The following is an 18,803-nucleotide window of genomic DNA, read 5'->3' as shown; positions in this document are numbered from 1 at the left end:
GACCCGGGTCGCAAAGCCCCAATAGCTGAGCGTGAACCGGAACCTTCGCTATTTTAGTCACCACCCTCGACTCAACAAATCAACTTTCGTTATCTTCGTTCTTACGTCTGCGATGCTTAGCAGCAAATACAGCTAAACCAACAGATGCCAACAAGCTGGCGATTAACGCGGACTGTGTAACGTCACTACCCGTTTGAGGCAGAGCTTCTGACGGCTGTTTTGCAGTATCCTTCACAGCTTCTGGCTCTGTTTTTTGCTTCGGTTCCGTAGCCTGTTCAGGTACGACTTCAGTCAAAGGAGATTCAGGCATTAGAATATACGGATATGATTCTGGCATCGGATATTCTTCTTGTCTTGGCTCTTCTTCTGGCTTTGACGGAGCTGGTGTAGGAGCTGGCAGCACAGGCGTTGGAGCAGGTTTGCTCTCAGAAATCACATCAATTTCAACAGTAATTTCCGCTTCGCGACCATACTTATCGGTAGTAGTAAACGTTAGCTCAACTTTCGGCTTGCCGTCAACAATCTTAGGCGTGCCAGAAATCTTGCATTCAGTACCAGCGCAATTTGCGTTAATGCCGTTTACAGAAGTCAAGCCTTGAGCAACTAACTCGTTAATAGTTAATGTCTTGCCATCTACTGTAACCGTTGTGTTATTAACATCTCCTTCAGTCATGTTTTGCAATCTGAAGTTCGTTAGAATACCCTCGCGAGCAGAACCACTAAACTTAAACTTCATAGGAGCCATCTTCTCGAAGTTTGCAGTAATAATGGTTTCGCTTTCTGGGAATACCATTGCAATATCAGCGTCAGTAATACCAGCTTGTACAAGTAAATTCTTCAAAGCTTCAATAGTTGAGTGTTGTGAATTACGAATTATTTTTGCCGTATATGACTTTCCTAATGTTTCAGCAACAATAGCCAATCTATTACGACTTGCTTCATAACTCATATTCTCGTTATTTATAGCTTCAGCAAGAATATTCTTTATAGCCGCAAATGTAGAATTCTTAGATTTGCGGATTACATTAGCTGTAAACGACATGCCATAGCGTTCAGCAATCTTAGCTAATGTTTCACGCTCAATATCAGTTGATTTGTGGTTATCAGCACTGTTATAGATGGTATCAATATGTTTAGAGTAAGATACTTCATCCCAATTCTTGAATATGTAACCTTTGTTAGCAAGAACGTCTGGAATATAATTATTTATTTCAGATATTCTATCTTTACGCACCCAGTATGTATGTACTCGTGACTGCATAGTTCCGCCATTGCCAGCTACATACGTTACCTTTGTGTAGTTTTCTAAAATAAACTTTCCTGCTTGACTGTTACTTGAAGGTAAATCTCTCTCTGCAATCACATTCGGAAGCACTTGAATAGGTACATTTTCATAACGTACTATCTTTGCACCCTTCTTATTTGGATCAGATGTTTCAACCCTCACTCTAACAGTAGTAATGCCCGGCTTTGCAATACGAACGGAATTGGCACCGGAAGAATAAGCTACACCCGCACCATGCATGCCCGCAATCTCTAGGTTATTAGGATCAACACCAGACACAAGCTCATCAGGAGCAGGAACTTCGTCTCCAACACTCTTAACAAACTGAGATACATTCACAGGCATATCAGCAATCTGATTTGCAACATATACGCGAATTTGTCTATTCTTATTTGTGTCAGTTAACGGAACAGGTTTGTTGCCTGCATCATAAACTTCCCACTTGCTAAAGCCCTTAAGCTGTTGCTTTAACTCATTAGTTTTATTATTAACGTCATTTTCATATGTAGTACTATCGGACTTAAAGTAGATAACTTTCGGTTTGTATGAGCCATCATCCCACTTCCTTCCGAAAGCTGGTAAGAACACATACGGCACGTAGTTATCTGGAATTTTCTCATTACTCTTCGCGTCGATGATGTTCATCACCTTTTCATACACTGCTTGGTATGTAGTATTTTCAGAGTACTTTAATTTGCGAATCTCATCATTCGTTAACAACTTTTCACCATTCGCGTTTTGCACATCAACGCTAGTTGCAGATGCTGGTTCACTTACCATCAAAGTAGTGACAGGAATTTCAGGTTGATTTGCTAAGCTTCTTCTTGCACGCGAACGAGCATCAGAATTATCATTATCAACAAAATTCTCAAGCTTCCTCCAGCCTTTGAACACGTAATGGTATCCATCAGCGTCATAATCCTTGCCAACAGCTTGCGGAGCTTTTACGCCCGTAACATCGTCTTTAAGAACGTAGTACAGCTTAGTAGTATCTTTATCAAGGCTGCCCTGATCTTTATGATCAACTTGATTGGCATTTATAAAGTTGACCTTAACATACTTATCCTTATTGAGAACAAGATCACGCTCTGCAGCAACACCCGTAAGAGGATTAGTATCGCCAGGCTGATGTGAAGGCTGAGTACTATCTGGTTTCGGTAGGCTCTTATCGTACATCAACTGGTAAATCACCTTTAAGCGTCCTACAAGTCTATAAGTCTTGTAATCTGCTGCATCCTTATACTTAACTGTAACTTTCAAAGGAACAGTGTACAAAGCAGGTTTCTTAAGCATCTTCTGCTTTAATGTATTTTGTTCAGCTTCAGTTGGTAAATCATATTCGACTTTTATGTCTTCTACGCCATTATTCGTAGCAGCATCTGCTTTGAGTTGAGGCATATTAGTTATAAAATCGGTTAACTTTGGAAGCGTGTCAGGCTTATCTTGCACAGCGACCAAGTAATCAGTCTGCACTGTTGGTTCTGTCCAAGGGGTTTGATCTGCCACGAACTCTTGGAATGGTTCATTGACTTTCCACTTGTCAGTAGAGTCAGCGACATTTGGAATTGAATCAACCTTCTTACCGTCGTTAAGCATGCTGCTTCGAGACCAAGTTCCCTTAGCGCCAGTTAGCTGATTATTAAGCCAAGCTAATGCGCCACTTCCTTCTTTTGTAATCTTCTCAAGATCAGTACCCTTCTTTACGTAGAACACTTTAGGGCCGCTTGTGCCATCCTTCCACAATCGCCCTGGAGCAGGCTTGAAGATTGCGACTACAGCATCCTTAGGAACTTCACCACCGTCAGAAGTGCTAGAGAAGTATTCAATCTTCTTGTAAACAGCGGTGTAAGTTTTGCCAGAATTATCGTCAACAGTAACATCTTTATAACGACCTTCAGGATCGATATCGTACTTCTGCTCTGGATTTGGATTCTCAGCAGTCGGTTCTACAACCTTCGTCGCCCAGCCCTTGAACACATAGTAGTAATTATCTTGACCGTGATCCTTACCGAAGGCTTGCGGCACGCGGATTCTAACTTCCTTACCCTTATAAACGTACGCAGTAAGAGTAGTTTCTCCGCCAGCAGGATGATTAGCATTATCTCCATCGTGACCAACAATAGTGCCTTCATCATTCTTGCCGGTAAAAGTAATCGGCGCATACTCGTCAATATGCGCTTTGCCGTAGTCGGTAGCTTTGAACTTATCCCAATCGCTTGCGTACACCAAATCTGGCAGCACGCGGTACAGCACTTCAGCTTCAGCACTGTTATCACCAAGCTTCACTTGCACTTTAATCTTGTGCAAGCCTGGAGTGTTGTCAAACTTTTCACCATCAGCAAAGCTGAACTTAGCACCATCTGGATAATCACCAGCATTCGTTATAAGCTTCTTAGCATCATCACTATTTGCAATACTAATATTCTCAGTTGGCTTAAGCACTTGCGGAGCTGCAGCAACAGGAGCTTTTAGCTTGAATTGAGCAGTGTAAATTACCTCAGGACTGTTCTGCTCTTCAGAGCGAATCGGCAAGCGACTTACGCCATCAGCATACTGAAGCTTCGTAGAGCCAGCATCATACGAACCGATTTGCGAAGTCCAGCCATCAAACTCATAGCCTTGCTTTGCTTTCACTGTTGGAAGTGGCATCTGGTATGCCTTCGTGCCCTTAATTGCGTCGTACACAAGAGCAGAGCCGTCAGCTACATTATTATTTTGCCAGTCAACAACGCTACCCATAGAGCCTTGCTTATCATCCACTTTGAACACGTAGCGCGTGTAGTTGGTTGGGCGATACTGATTATCGTCCTGGCGCTTAAGCACGCGAACGTCTTTATACTTGAAGGTGATTGTAGGGATACCGTTAGTCTGCTTATCTTCGCTATCAGTAGTATAAGTAATATTCTGCTGTGTGCTTTCCGGCATAAAGCCTTCAATCGGCTTGTAGAATACTACGTCGTACTTTCTGTTTACAGAGCTGACTTCGCTTTCTGGAAGAAGCTCCTTACCGTTTTGATCAATATACTTTACCTTATACTTGCGCGTATTGTACGTTTGGTAAATGAACTCGCCAGTATTCTCAGATTCAGTACTCGAGGCTTCAAAGCTCGTGAAATGCTTATCTGGGAAGTGTGTTTCATCACTGTAGACTGCTTCAGCATTGTAGCGCAAATGCTCGCGCAAGCCGGAAACCGTTTGAGTAGAAACGTGGTCTACCATCGCGGCTTTTTCTGCGTCTGAAAGACCCTCTTTCTTATAGTCAGCAAACGTGTACCCTGGCTTTAAGAATATGTGCTTAAAAGTACCGTTGTAGCGAGTATCCCTAACCCACACTGCATCAAGCTTTATATCTTCTACTACTTTATTGCCAAAAGCGTACGGCAAAGTTTTGCCGTTCTTAGTAATTTCCCAACCGTAGAAGTCGTAGCCCTTACGCGTTGGAACCTTTATATCATTCTTTTCGTCAATAACATTGTAGCGAGCGAACTCTTTTTTCTTAACTACATCTTGGATAGTATTGCCGTTTTCGTCAGTTCCAGGCATATGGTAGTCAAGCGTCACAGTGTGCTTAATATTAGTTGGCTTACCCCAGGCAGCGTAAAGCTTAATGCCGTTGACTGGCATTGTAATATCTTTGTTTTCGCCATTTATAAACTGAGTACCAGCCTGATCAACAGCCCAGCCTTTAAACACATAGTCTTCTGGCAAATCAGCAGGGCGAACGATGGAGTAAGTCTTGCCGTTAAGTGTGAATGTGTACTTGCCATCGAACTGAGTTGCGGTGTTATCACCACCATCTTTAGTTACAGAAGCATCATAAGATGTATCGTTTCCGTATAAATCTTTGTCTTCGCCCGTCAAATCTTTTTTGCCGCGCTTAGTCAAGCTATATTCAAACGGCAAGCTTTCTGTAGCAGCGCCACTGCCGTCCTTTATAGCCTTGCCATCCGCGTTATAAAACTGCACATCGTACGACTTGCGGTTGTACCTAAATTCAAGTAGTTTGTTAGTTTCAAATTCAGTTACATCACCAGAATAATCTTCTTGTTCATCTACTGGAACGCCCCTATACTTTCGAAATGCTAAATGATACTTTTTAGCAAAAGCATTCTTCTCATCATCACTTAAATCATCCCAATTCCCATGACCATGAGATTCGTTATACCACTCTTCCCGTTTATCTTCAAAGTCGTCTGAATCTAACGAATCACTAACTTTTGTCTTATCATAACCATTAGCAGGATTAAAACCTGCAATAGATGGAGCTGTATATTTATAGCTATCGTTGGAAGTATCATCTTTGCTATATGAATCAGTTGAAAGCTCATAATCATTGTCGTCTATATCATCGCCACCGTTTTTAGCAGACGCAATACTTTGCTTCCTAATAATCACCTGTATAGGCGCACTTGTACTACTGGTATCAGCAGTAAGCAGACGCTGATTATCTTTTAGCTCGTACGCAGTTTGGGTATTACTCTCAGGGTCATCGCTAATTTTAGGCACTGTTCCAGCACCATTCTTAAGAGCAACACGCAAACTAGGGTCAGCAAATTCTTTTATAGTAAAACGATACGGAGGAGTGTCACGATACTCTACTTTCCCTGAATATCCAAGCTGCCATCCTAAAGAGCCTATATCTTCTTTATTAAAATCTAATTCATTTATATCAGGCCAAATATCAGTAAGCTTTTGACCGTAACGAACATTTACGCGGTAACCTTTATGGTTAATTGCATTACCGCTGTCATCTTCGTTTTTGTCATCATACTCATCTGAGCAATTTCCGCCGCCAGCATAGCAATAAATAGTTTTATTTCCATGCTCATCTTCTCTTTTTATAGCAGCATTGTTTAAGCTATCATTTTTTATACCAGCAGGCTTAGCAAAAATAAGCTCGTAAGTATTGCGGTCGTAAACTAAGTTAAGAGTGTTGTTTAAGTCGTCAGCGCAAAGCTGCGATTTACTACGTTTGCCTAAATCTGGGCGACCCGGCACAAAATCATGTTGCTCAGTATTAAGCTTTTTAGTAAGCTCCTTATTCACATGGAAGTAGCGCGTAAATAAATCCTTGCCTTTATTTTCAGCGGCACCAGGATTCGCGGTATTGTACCCATCTAAGCTTGTTACAGGCGTATCGTTCATCCAGTTGAACTTTGAAATTAAGCCAGTCTTATGGTCAGAATCTTTTCCCTGCAGCTCTTCTTTAGTTAAGCCAAGCTCTGGGTTTTCTACATAATTATCTTCGTTTTCACCATTAAGCTTATTAGTATCATTAGCAACGCCGGCATCATCCATTTTATCAAGCGCAACGTCGCTATCTGTCTTCACATTCTTGCGCTCAACAAGACCAACAAAGTCGTAGTTTTTAAGCGAATTTGGATTATCTTTGTCAACTAAATCCGCTTTTTGCACCCACACGTTCACGCGGTAGCTAGTAGTATTGTTCGCTTCCCAATTAGCGCGGAATTGCACATTGTGATCCGGCATCTTGTAGTCATCAAGAGAAACAATAGTATTCTCAGCATAAAGCGGATCACTCTCTTTGCTAGGATCTACTAAAGACCATCCTTTAAAAGTGTAACCGCGCCTAGTTGGGTTCGTAACTTGTGGCACATCTTGCTGGTAATACACTTTTTGAGCAGTAACATCCGTGCCGCCATCAGAATCGTACGTAACTTCATACGCTTTACGGTAGTAGCGAAGGTTCAAAACTAGCTTGTCTTTTTCATCTTCAGAATCCGAAAGCGGCGAGCTAATAAGATTATGCTCCGGTTCGTAGCCTGGGATGTACGTTGAAACAGCTGTTACATCCGAGCCAACTGTGCCAGTAATCTCTGTAACGTGTATTTTCTCAGTAGTGCCATCCTTATGCGTTACAGTAATTACTTTACCTATACCCAAATTAGGAGCATCGATAAACTTATCCTTATTATCGAGATCTTGCACCAAGTGACGCACATAGTACTTAGCTGTTTTAGGAGCGTAGTTGATGTTCAACTCGCCGTAGTACTGAATGCCGTCTTCTGCTGGCATCTGCGTAGAGGATGAAGATTGCGGATTTGTAGTTGTTTGAGATGATGAGGTTTGCGGAGCTTGAGCGACGTTATTTCCCCCAACAGCCTGCCTTTTCTTTACAGCGTATTCTTTAATAAGATTTTTGTCTAGACGCAAGTAGCGAACAGCGTCCGCATTCGTACCGTCGTCAATAACGAACTCGTTTTTATCGTTTTTAATGTAGTACTGGTATGTGCCTGAATGATATACAGATGGGCGGTATCCAGCAGACTTTGGAAGCTCAATATATTCGTACTTGCCATCTTTGCCAAGATTATCGAAGCCGGCTTTGTCAATCGTAAGCTCGTACGGCTGCACAAGCTGCTTATTCGCAGCGCCACCAATCGTATAGCGAATTTGCAAATTGTACGTAGCTTTTGGCTTTTTGTCAGTTTGTACCTGTTCGTTGGCTTGCTCTGTGCTCTTCGCCTCTGGATTATCTGTATTCGGCTTAATTACCTGGCTATTTGGATCAGTTGCTGCGTTATTAGTTGTTGTGCCAGTGTTCTGTGTGCCAGCGGTCGGTGTAGAAGCAGGTGAAGCAGGTGAAGGCGTAGCGCTTTTATCTTTGCCAGTGACGCCTGTACCTGTAACTGCACCTTGCGTATTATCATGCGAACCTTGTGCAGTGCCTTGTACAGTTGGATTTTCTGCACTTTGCCCTTGCGCACCTTGTCCCCCTTGAGCATTGCCATTGCCTTCTGCACTTGGGCTCGCTGTATTTCCAGCACCAGCGCTAGATTCTGTACCTGCTGAAGGTGCAGAAGCAGACGGAGTTTCAGGCGCATTACTTGCAGGAGTTACACTACTCCCCTTGTTAGAACCGTTTGCACTTTCATCAACACTCCTACGAGAACGCACTTTTGGCTTATTTGCATCGTTTACTGTATTCGCATTTTCTTCGTGAGTGCTTGAAGGTTGTGCGTTTGTATTCTGCTCTGTAGCAGGCTGCTGATTTTCAGCGTGTTCAGTCTGCGCTGTATTCTGATTTGGTTCAGCCTTTGCCTCTGGTTCCGTCTTCGCAACAGTCTTTGCACTTGCAGGCTGTGAAGTTTCTGGTTGTGCAGATTGCTTCGCTGCAGGAGCAGCAGCCGGCTTTACAGCATCAGGATTTGTCGCAGCCGGCTTTGTGTATGAAGCCTTTGTATCTGCTGGCTTTACAGAATTTTCAACTTTAGGTTTTGCAGCAGTTGGCTTTTCAGTCGTTTTATGTGCATGTACAGACGCGTTCGACTTTGGCTTCTCCGCAACCTTACCAGTTTCAGCTGGATTGGTTTGCTCAGCATTAGTATGCTTTGCATCAGACTTCTTCGCAGATTTTACATGTTTTGCAATCTCAGAACTTGCTGTATCTTGCTCACTCTTAGTCGCAGTCTTAGTAGCACTATTATCTGCACTACTAGTAGCAGATCTATCCTCAAAATTATTAGTATCAAAAGAACGATTTGAAGGCGAAGACGAATCGCCATTTGTAACAAAATATTCGCCAGAATCCTTAACACCTACGGAAGAATCGCCAGCAACCGTTTCCTGATTCTCAACGCCTTCAGCGATAGAATTAGAATCAGTATTTTTAGCTAAATATTTAACAGAATCAAACATATGGCGCGTAGTGCGATCAGAAGGAGCACCCGTGTTAAGCAATCCATTCTTATATAAGCCGTTTCCATCGCCCTTGCCATTACCAGAGCCTTTGCCGGCGCCATTCCCAGCACCTTTGCCAGAAGTCTTAGCAACACTATTTACATAAGACGGATCAAAAGAATCAGGGTTAAAAGAAGTCCTAGCTAAAGCCGCTGCGCCAGGCAACACCATAGACAATGTAGACGCTAAAGCTACAGCTGCAACGCCAAGGCGATGACCAGAAGCACTAGTAGCAGTAGACGAGGAAGAACGCTTAGCAGTCTTAGCATTTTTCTTAACGCTCTTAACACTCTTAGCGTTACTAGCGTCGCCAGAAACGCTCTTATGCTTAGCGGATTTAATGCTTAAAACGTCACTACCACTATTTTTAGTTCTAGCCAATTCGACTCCCAAACTCCGTTACATCTAGTACATAGAATCAACATGCACGTTTAGTATTTAACAATCAAAATACACAACATACGGCAATGTTTAGCAACCAGTGCACTCCAAAAAAAATACTTAACCTTTATTATTTAAGCACAAGCTATGGATACCCCCCCCCCCATAAGCATTGCAATTTCTGTGTTTTTGGTGTTTCTTGTACTAAGTGAAATACCATGCTTGGTAGAGATTCTCGATTTTTCAAAAAAAAACCGCGCAAACCAAGAAAATCTTGACTATGCGCGGCTTATAAAATCTTAGAAAATCCTAAGCAAAACCTTACTCGGCTGCAGGAGCTTCTGCAGCAGGAGCGGCAGCATCGGCAGCAGGAGCGGCAGCTGTCTCTTCTGTAGCAGCATCTTCTGGAACAGTAACGCTAACAACAGACTCTTCGCCATCCATGTCGAGCACAACGCCCTCAGGAAGCTTAACATCTTTAGCAAACACCTTGGTGCCATCGGTCAAGCCGTCAACATTAACCACCAAGCGCTCTGGCAAGTTGGCAACGTCTGCGCGAACCTTAAGCTCCTGAACGTCTACGAATGCAACAGCAGCACCCTTTGGAGTGCCTTCAACAAACACTGGCACCTCAACGTCAATCTTTTCGCCAGCCTTAACTTCGTAGAAGTCAATGTGCTCAACGATGCGCTTAACAGGGTTGCGCTGAACGTCCTTAACAACTGCGATTCGTGACTCATTGCCGAACTTAATAGTGAACAAAGCGTTTGCGTGACGAAGAGAAAGAGTAGTCTCCCTCATTGGAAGAGTCACGTGTACAGGTTCAGCACCACCAGCGTAAATGCTGGCTGGAATCAAATTGGCAACACGCAAACGGCGAGCAACGCCCTTACCGAATTCATTGCGAACTTCGCCTTCAAGTGTAATCTTTGTAGCCATATCGGTCTCCTTATGGTCTGGATTATGCGGATAATCTTATTTAAATCCAGCTTCAGGCGCACCGACGCGCCGAAAACCACCATAAGTTGGCTATCAGCCCAGTCGATAACGGAACTTACACAACAATCGCAAGCAACCAACGAATCGCAAAGCGCCTATCGCAAGTATCGCAGTGTTATTCCCTCGCCAAAGCAACTTATCTAGTCTATAAAAACACTTAGACAGATAAAGTCTAAAGTCAAATCCAACACCAAAAGGTGACTTGAATCACACCAACGATTATCATGTATATATAGTCAAAGGCGCATAACAAATATGTGCTCGAAACAAGCTGATTTAACCAAAATAAATTAGCAAATTTAAGCATTTAGCAAAATTAAGGAGCAGATGTGTCCGTCCTAAATACACTCCAGCAGCAAGCTTTCAATCTTGCTCGTAAGGCATTGCAAATTGGCAGCAACTTCGCGCACCCAGTAAGCGACGACATCGCAGGAGAACCAGACTATTCTATTCCACAAGATCAGCAAGACGGATCACAGAATAAACAGAATAATCTGCTTCAGCAAAATCAGTATCTTCCACGAGTAGACGAATGGGGTTCTCAACTACAAACCACCACTTTCCTAGACCCACAAACTGGCTTGCTAACCACAAAAACGGACGGAAATCCGCCATTAGACGAAGGCACAAGCATCTACGACTTGTATGCAGACAGGGCAGCAAGAATGGGAGATGATCCACTTTACACATACAAAGAAAACGATGAATGGGTTACAAAAACAGCCAACCAGTTCCTTACAGAAGTTAGAAAAGCCGCAAAAGGCTTGATTCACTATGGATTGCGCAAAGGCGACGCTGTTGCGTTAATGTGCAAAACCTCGTATGAGTGGGATGTTGTTGATGCTGCAGTTATGGCTTGCGGAGGCGTGTTGGCTACAATTTACGATACGGATTCTGCCGAGCAAATTCGCAACATTGTAAACAACTCCGACTCGCGCTTTTTGATTGTTGGCACAACTGAAATGAAAGACAAGGCAGATGGAGCTATTGAAGAATGCCCAAGCCTTGAGCGCATTATTTGCATAGAAACAGGCGGATTGGCGGAACTACAAGCCTTTGAATACTCCGTTAGCGACGAAGAACTAGACGAGCGAATTGACTCGGTTAAAAAAACCGACTTGTGCTCTATTGTGTACACTTCTGGATCTACAGCTGCGCCAAAAGGCGTGGAAATGACGCATGAGCATTACTGCACAACCGCGTTAAACTTGCCAACCTACTTACCAGACTTGCTTAGCGAGCCTAATGGTTCTGTGCTTCTATTCTTACCTCAAGCCCATTCGTTTGCGCGCGCAATCAACTATATTGTTGTTGCTAGCACGCTTAGAATCTACATTGCGCAAGGCATTACAACGCTTATATCCGACCTTCAAGTCGCAAAACCAACAGTTATGATTGTTGTTCCGCGCGTTCTCGAAAAAGTGTATAACGCAGCTTCGCAAAAGGCAGGTCATGGAGCTAAGGGACTTGCTTTCCAGGGGGCTGTTGTTACGGCTCAGCAATACATGAAGGAAGTTCAGGATTCTGGAGATGCTAAGGCGCTAACAAAGGCTCGCCGCGCTGCTTACGACCCACTCGTTTACCGCCCGATTCGCCAAGCGCTTGGTGGGCGTGCGCGCTGGATTGTTGCTGGCGGTGCACCACTGGATCCAGAGCTGCTAGCGTTCTTCCGCGGCGCAGGTGTGCCAGTTTACGAGGGCTATGGTCTTACAGAAACCACCGCCCCATGCGCGTTTACTCCTATTGGCGTTCCATTCCGCGAAGGCTCCGTTGGCATTGCTTTCCCAGCTTTCACTTTGCGAATTGCTAAAGATGGCGAAGTGCAAATTAAGGGCACTTGCGTGTTTAAGAAGTATCACAAGAATGAAGAGGCGACCGAAACTTCGTTTACAGAAGACGGATGGTATGCTACTGGCGATTTGGGCAGAATTGACGACGATGGCATGCTTTACATTACTGGTCGCAAGAAGGACTTGATCATTACTGCTGGCGGCAAGAATGTGGCTCCTGGTCCTATTGAAGAAGTGATTAAGCGTTGCGAGCTTGTGTCTCAAGCTCTTGTTCTTGGAGATAAGAGGCCATTTATATCTGCTCTTGTGACTTTAGACGAGGAGATTTTGCGCAATTGGCTTAAAACCAAGGGCTTGGACGAGACTATGAGCATGGAAGACGCAGCAAATAACGCGGTTGTGCGTGCGGAAGTTCAAAAGTTTGTGGATCTTGCAAACGAGGGCGTATCGCGCGCGGAGTCTGTGCGAAAGTTCATTATTTTGCCAGAAGAGTTTACTCAAGAAAACGGCTTAATGACGGCTTCTATGAAGATTATTCGCCCTCGAGTTATTAACAGATACGCCAATTTGCTTAACACGCAAATGTACACGATTCGCAAGAAGTAGCGCCTAAAGCGTAACTCGCAAATCGCCCAAAACCGCGGTTGACTGGTCTTATAACTGACTAGTCTTCCGCGGTTTTTTGTATCTACACACGATCCCGCTTTTTGTAGCTCTACACACGAAAATCAGCAACAAAATGCGGAAAAAACGACGCTTCATGTAGTGCGTTTGTATGACGACACGCCGTATTTTAGGTACAAACACACTACAAGGCAGGTCCTCGTTCGCACGGATTAGCCGTGCGAACGTCTTCGCTTGCGTTGAAAGCACACCGTGCTTTCAACCTTAAGCAAGCTCAGCGCTCCGAATTGCCTTTTCGCGCTACGCTCTAAGCGAAAAGGCAGGTCGTCGCGCTAGAAACCCAAGCGCTCAAGCTTCTTAGGATCGCTCTGCCACCCCTTTGCAACCTTCACATGCAAATCGAGCACAGCTTTAGCGCCCGTAATACGATTCACTGCAGTGCGCAAACGCTTCTTAACGCGCACAAGATGCTCCGCACCGCGCCCAATAATAATCGGCTTTTGCGAATCGCGCTCAACATACACCGACACAATCACATGCGCTTTATTATCGTCATATTGTGCATAGTCCTCATCTCCTGGTTGCACAATGCTATCTACAACAACCGCAAGCGAATGTGGCAACTCGTCGTCAAGTTCCTCAAGAAAAGCCCCACGAATCAGCTCCGCAATCATGCTAGAAGGACTCTCCTCGCTAAGCTGATCGTCTGGATACATCTTCGGGCCTTCTGGAAGATTGTCAATCAAAACCTTCTTAACTTCGTCAACATTGTCGCGTTCCAAAGCGCTAACTGGCACAATATCAGTAAAATCAGCAAACTGTTGAATCTCAATCAAATGAGACACCAACTCATCGCGGCTTAGCGTATCAATTTTAGTTACGATTCCAATAAGCGGAACCTTCCACACCCAGTTTCCAGACGCGTCTTTTTTGGCAAAGTCGGAGCGAAGTCGGCTCAAGATTCTTCTATCTCCAGGCCCAATCTCTTGATCCGCTGGAAGCAAGAAAGCGATAGCATCCACATCCGCAAGCGACTCGTCTACAATATCGTTCAAACGTTGGCCTAGCAAAGTGCGCGGCCGGTGGATTCCTGGCGTATCAACTAACACCATTTGCGCGTTTGGAGTTGTTAAGATTCCGCGAATCGCCTTGCGCGTTGTTTCTGGGCGAGAAGACGTGATTGCGATTTGCGTTCCGATTAGCGCGTTCATAAGCGTTGATTTTCCAACGTTTGGTCTGCCTACTACAGCAACAAATCCCGATTTATAGCCGTTAAAATCAGGCACTTCTACGCTCGCTTTTAGAGAAGGATCTAAATTAGCAAACATTTCGTCATTCATATCTTCCATATCTTCCATATCGTCACTCATATCATTAACATCTTTCATATCATTCATAATTCAACACTATTTATCGCCATCAACTTGCGATGATTCGCTATCTTTACTACTATCTTTATCGCCATTCTTGCCATTATTCTTGGCATCAGCCTTGCTGTCACTCTTTCCGCCGCTCTTTCCAGCGCTATCGTCTTCTTTAAGACCTTGAATATCTTTAAATCCTTGAATATCTCGCTCAACAAGAATCGTGGAGACTTTCTTGCGTCGCCCAGCAGAATCAACCGCGGTTAGCTTAAGACCTCTCGTCACAGCACTCGACCCAACAATCGGCACGTTTCCAAGCAACTTGGTAAGCAACCCAAACACAGTGTCTACATCGTCTTCGTCTATATGCACTTCAAAAATATCTTCCAAATCGGCGATAGGCGTGCGCGCAGGCATTTTCCACACACCCTTACTCACCTCTTGCGGATCCGCGTGCTGAGTGCGATCGTGCTCGTCTTCTAGCTCTCCAACAATTTGCTCAATCGCGTCTTCAATCGTAACAAGCCCTGCAATTCCGCCATATTCGTCTACAACAACGGCAACATGTTGTCGGATTCGCTGCATTTCGTGGAATAAATCATCCACTGGCTTGGACTCTGGTACAAGCATTGGGCTTCGACTAATCGTAGAAACTGCGCGCTCAGATGCTGCTGGATTAAACACGGTTGCGCGCACAGCATCCTTTAAATACGCGATTCCTTCCAAATCGTCAACCGACTCGCCAATTATAGGCACGCGAGAAAATCCAGATCTTGAGCACAATTTTAGGAAATTTTCCAGCGTTTCGTCGTTTTTAACACAAATCATATCGGTTCGCGGAACCATGATTTCGCGCGTTAACGTGTCGGAAAGCGTAAGCACGTTGCGCATCATCTCTGAAACTTCTGGGTCAAAATCGTTTGCTTCCACAAGCCTATCGATACTCGCTTTAGCTTGATCTAATTGAATATTTTCCAACTCTTCATCGTCGGAAAGAGCAGCATTCTTCTTATGATTTTGGCTTTGATTTTGCGAATCTCCACGACTTGCGATTTTTGCAAACGGATTCATAAAAACAGCAATCGAAATTATTCTAGACAAGCGCATCAGCTTAAAAACTGGCTGAGCCGCTCCCACTGCTCTTGGCCGCACAAGAACAGAAACAATTGCAACAATCATTGCAACTATTAGCCCGATTAATAGCGTTAACCAAAGAGGCGCACCAAGAGTCGCCGCGATTGCAGAAAAAGCCACGCCGTCCAACACGTTACACACGATTCGCACAAATGCGCACGCTCCGCTCGTAGCATACCTATCTGCTATAAGCTTTTTTGCTCTGCGAATTCTAGCAAGCTTCCTCAAGCGAACGACTTGACTTTCGTTATCGTTCGTTTGCTCTTCAATCATAAGATTATTAAGACTAGACCTTGTAACTCTTGGCACAGCCCCTTCCGCCGCCGCCATTGCAAGCGAAAGCCACACAAGCAAAACTGCGACTATTGCAATCGCACACAAGCAAGCCCACATATGTGCAGGCAAACCGGGAATCGGCGGAATTGTAATGTTATTTAGCATGATTTTTCTCGTATTCTTCCAGCTCATTTACGGCACCAGCTGGCAAAGTGGCATCGTAAAGCTCGCCAGATCTAGCCGCAAAGAACGTTAGCAAAAGCTGCCTTTGCAAGCCAAACATTTGCTTTTCTTCTTGAGGCGTAGTGTGATCGTATCCAAGCAAATGCAACATTCCGTGAATCGTGAGCAATAGCATCTCTTCCATTGTGCTATGCCCTGCCGCTGCTGCCTGTTGAGCCGCCACCCACGGGCAAATCACAAGGTCTCCAAGCATTCCTTCACTCACTTTGTCGTCGCTTCCAGGAGTCAGCTCGTCCATTGGAAAGCTCATAACGTCTGTAGGACCTTCTAAGTCCATCCACTTTTCGTGAAGACTAGCGATTGGCTCTGGGTCCACAAAAGTAATTGACAAATCGGATTGAACGCTTACTCGCATTTGTTGCAAAACCCACATTCCAAGGTCGGAGAATATTTTTGGGTCGATTTGCCAAACGGTTTCGTTCATCACTTCAACACTCATTATTACTTGATATTCCTCTCAAGATTTTGCGATTCGTTGGCTGCTTGCGACTCAAGACTTTTCCTATTTCTAGCCTTCTCGCGCCTAAAATCAGCCTCGCGATTTTCCCACGCTTCATACGCTTCTACGATTCGCCCAACAAGCTCGGCCCTAACAACGTCTTGCGCATTTAAGTGAACAAACGCAATACTCTTAACGTCTTTCAGCACGTTCTCAATCGAAGCTAATCCAGATTTTGGAACCGCTAAATCAACTTGCGTTCTATCCCCTGTAATCACCATTGTGGTGTTAAATCCAAGACGCGTCAAAAACATCTTAAGCTGCTGAACAGTAGCATTTTGCGCTTCGTCTAAAATAACAAAAGCGTCATTAAGCGTGCGACCTCTCATGTATGCAAGCGGCGCCACTTCCACAACGTTCTCGTCCATATACCTCTTAAGTTGCGGCGCTCCCAACATGTCGGAAAGCGCGTCATAAAGCGGCCTTAAATATGGGTCTACTTTGTCGTTTAGCGTTCCAGGCAAGAATCCAAGATTTTCCCCAGCTTCTACAGCAGGGCGCGTCAACACTATTCTTCGCACTCGCCCATCTTCTAAAGCTCTAACCGCCTTAGCAACCGCTAAATACGTTTTTCCAGTACCAGCAGGCCCAATTCCAAACGTTACAGTATTTGATTCCATTGCTTGAACATAAGCTGTTTGACCCGCTGTTTTTGCGCGAACAGGATTTCCACCCGCAAACGTTATAACACCTTTAGCCATTCGCGCTTTTCTGCTCATTGCACGCCTTTTAGCATCTTCACTAGATGGCATTAAATCGGCAGAACCGCGCGCAAAATCGCTTTCCATTGCGCCAGTTCCAAAGCCAGATTCAGCTCCAGTACCAAAAGACTTTAATCCGCTAAACGCTCCGCCTAAAACTCCGCCATTGTGCCCAATTCTATCGATTCGCACATTATGCTCGCTACCTTTAAGCACATCTCTTTCTAGCATGCGTTTTACAGCATAAGAATCAACAGGAGCTTCGTAAGCGCAATCAACTATTTTGCGCAACGCGTGTTCGGCTTTGCAAGCGTCTTCTTCACTTCTTGCGCTTCTAGATACGATTCTCACACAATCCGCGTGAACGGAAATATCTATGCTTGGAAAAGCCTTCTCCAACTCTCTTAAGTTTGAATCTGCTGCTCCCAAAACAGCAACTGGGCTTAATTCGCTTGGAATTTGAACAATACGCGTTGTACTATTTGCCACGATTTATAAACTACCTTCTTCAAGTTTTTCGCCTGTTAAAACATGAGCATGAACATGGAACACGGTTTGACCAGCTCCCAAACCAGTGTTGAAAACAAGACGATAATCGCCATTATAAAAGTCGTTTGCAATTTTTTGCGCAACGCATGCAATATGAGCCAAAACATCAGAATCATTTTGAGCAAGATCTGCAACATTCTTGTAATGATTGCGCGGAACAATCAAAACATGCACCTTGGCTTGCGGATTAATATCTTTAAAAGCCACTACTTCATCGTCTTCATACACTTTGCTGCTTGGGATTTGCCCATCAATTATCTTGCAAAAAATGCAATCGTCGTCAGTTTTGTATGTTTTGCATGCTTTATCCATTATTTTGCCCACTTTTCAATAATTCTTATTGCAATTCTTGTTGCAATTCTTATTGCCGAACACCATTTACTATTTTACACAAAACACGCACAAAGCTTGCAAAGATTGCTTACTACTCATACCTGCCAAGTGCTCTAGAAAGCAACGATAAACATACTGGCCCTGCTGTAGATGCGCGTAAAATATTGCTTCCTAAAACGCAACTTTTGGCGCCAGCGTCTATAAAACTTTGCACTTCTTCTTCGCTAATTCCGCCTTCTGGCCCCACAACTACATAAACAGTGCGCGTTTTGCCATCTTTTAAGCATTTTTCCGTTAAGTCGTTTACGTAGTTTTCGATTTGACTAAAAGAATCCGTTGCGTCTTGATGCAAAACAACTACAAGGCTTCCATAAACGCATGCACGCCTACAAATCGCTAGAATCTGCTTGCTTGTAACTGGTTCTAAAAGCTGTGGAATCCACGCTCTGCGCGATTGCTCCGTTGCAGCCTCAAGCACTTGATTCCATCGCTTATCTGTGCGCCCTGGCTTCCATTTTGAAATCGACCTATTTGCGCACCAAGGAATTACTTCGTCTACACCAATTTGGGTAGCCATGTCTATTGCTTGCTCGTCGTGACCCGTTTTTGCGAGAGCCTGAATAAGCGTTAATCGGGTTGTTGGCGCTGGTTCTTTTATGAACGAATCTACTCTAACTAAGCCGTTTTCGCTGTCTGTAATCGTTGCGTGAATTCGCACTCCTTTGCCGTCCGAAAGGTCTAGCGAATCGCCATCCGAAAGTCGCATTGCGCTTATTGCGTGCCTTTTAACGTGTTGAGGCAAGCTAAGAGTCCACCCTTCTTCAATCCCATTTGCAAGAACGGGCGCATCGTCTTTATTCGTATCCAGCAAAAACAAAGCATCTGTCATAATTTAAGCCTAACGTTAGGCGCAGCCAACATTTT

The 18,803-nt window shown here is 44.3% G+C and carries 9 protein-coding genes; 1 reads left to right on the top strand and 8 read right to left on the bottom strand.

The window, feature by feature from the left end:
- Positions 1-79: 79 nt before the first annotated feature.
- On the bottom strand, positions 80-9,367 hold the full coding sequence (locus HXT55_RS03135) for an InlB B-repeat-containing protein (protein ID WP_421792463.1): 9,288 nt from the start codon (positions 9,365-9,367) through the stop codon (positions 80-82).
- A gap of 321 nt (positions 9,368-9,688) precedes the next feature.
- Positions 9,689-10,306, bottom strand: coding sequence for a 50S ribosomal protein L25/general stress protein Ctc (locus HXT55_RS03130; RefSeq protein ID WP_004114880.1), 618 nt, complete (start codon positions 10,304-10,306; stop codon positions 9,689-9,691).
- Positions 10,307-10,695: 389 nt separating this feature from the next.
- Between HXT55_RS03130 and HXT55_RS03125 the strand changes: the two genes are divergently transcribed.
- A complete protein-coding gene (locus HXT55_RS03125; protein WP_285067296.1) occupies positions 10,696-12,762 on the top strand; it encodes an AMP-dependent synthetase/ligase in 2,067 nt (688 codons plus the stop codon).
- 350 nt (positions 12,763-13,112) lie between these two features.
- Here the strand turns inward: HXT55_RS03125 and era are convergent, their stop codons facing one another.
- The 6 genes from era to HXT55_RS03095 form a co-directional block, all read right to left on the bottom strand.
- Positions 13,113-14,177 carry a GTPase Era gene (gene era / locus HXT55_RS03120; protein ID WP_421792460.1) on the bottom strand — a complete coding sequence of 355 codons (1,065 nt, stop codon included), beginning with the start codon at positions 14,175-14,177 and terminating at the stop codon, positions 13,113-13,115.
- Between the two features lie 9 nt (positions 14,178-14,186).
- Positions 14,187-15,719, bottom strand: coding sequence for a hemolysin family protein (locus HXT55_RS03115; protein ID WP_415705103.1), 1,533 nt, complete (start codon positions 15,717-15,719; stop codon positions 14,187-14,189).
- On the bottom strand, positions 15,709-16,236 hold the full coding sequence (gene ybeY / locus HXT55_RS03110) for an rRNA maturation RNase YbeY (protein ID WP_004114866.1): 528 nt from the start codon (positions 16,234-16,236) through the stop codon (positions 15,709-15,711). The genes HXT55_RS03115 and ybeY overlap by 11 nt, the downstream gene beginning before the upstream one ends.
- A gap of 2 nt (positions 16,237-16,238) precedes the next feature.
- Positions 16,239-17,486, bottom strand: a complete 1,248-nt coding sequence (locus HXT55_RS03105) for a PhoH family protein (protein WP_064622875.1) — start codon at positions 17,484-17,486, stop codon at positions 16,239-16,241.
- Between the two features lie 3 nt (positions 17,487-17,489).
- Positions 17,490-17,858, bottom strand: coding sequence for a histidine triad nucleotide-binding protein (locus HXT55_RS03100; RefSeq protein ID WP_004114864.1), 369 nt, complete (start codon positions 17,856-17,858; stop codon positions 17,490-17,492).
- A gap of 112 nt (positions 17,859-17,970) precedes the next feature.
- Positions 17,971-18,768 (bottom strand): 16S rRNA (uracil(1498)-N(3))-methyltransferase, encoded by a 798-nt coding sequence (locus tag HXT55_RS03095; RefSeq protein WP_004114863.1) that lies wholly within the window; start codon positions 18,766-18,768, stop codon positions 17,971-17,973.
- Between the last annotated feature and the right edge of the window lie 35 nt (positions 18,769-18,803).

The sequence above is a fragment of the Gardnerella sp. KA00718 genome (assembly GCF_049244285.1).
In the GTDB taxonomy this organism is placed as follows: Bacteria; Actinomycetota; Actinomycetes; order Actinomycetales; family Bifidobacteriaceae; genus Bifidobacterium; species Bifidobacterium vaginale.
The sequence above is the reverse complement of the archived record's forward strand: the minus strand, read 5'-3'. Positions and strand labels throughout refer to the sequence as shown.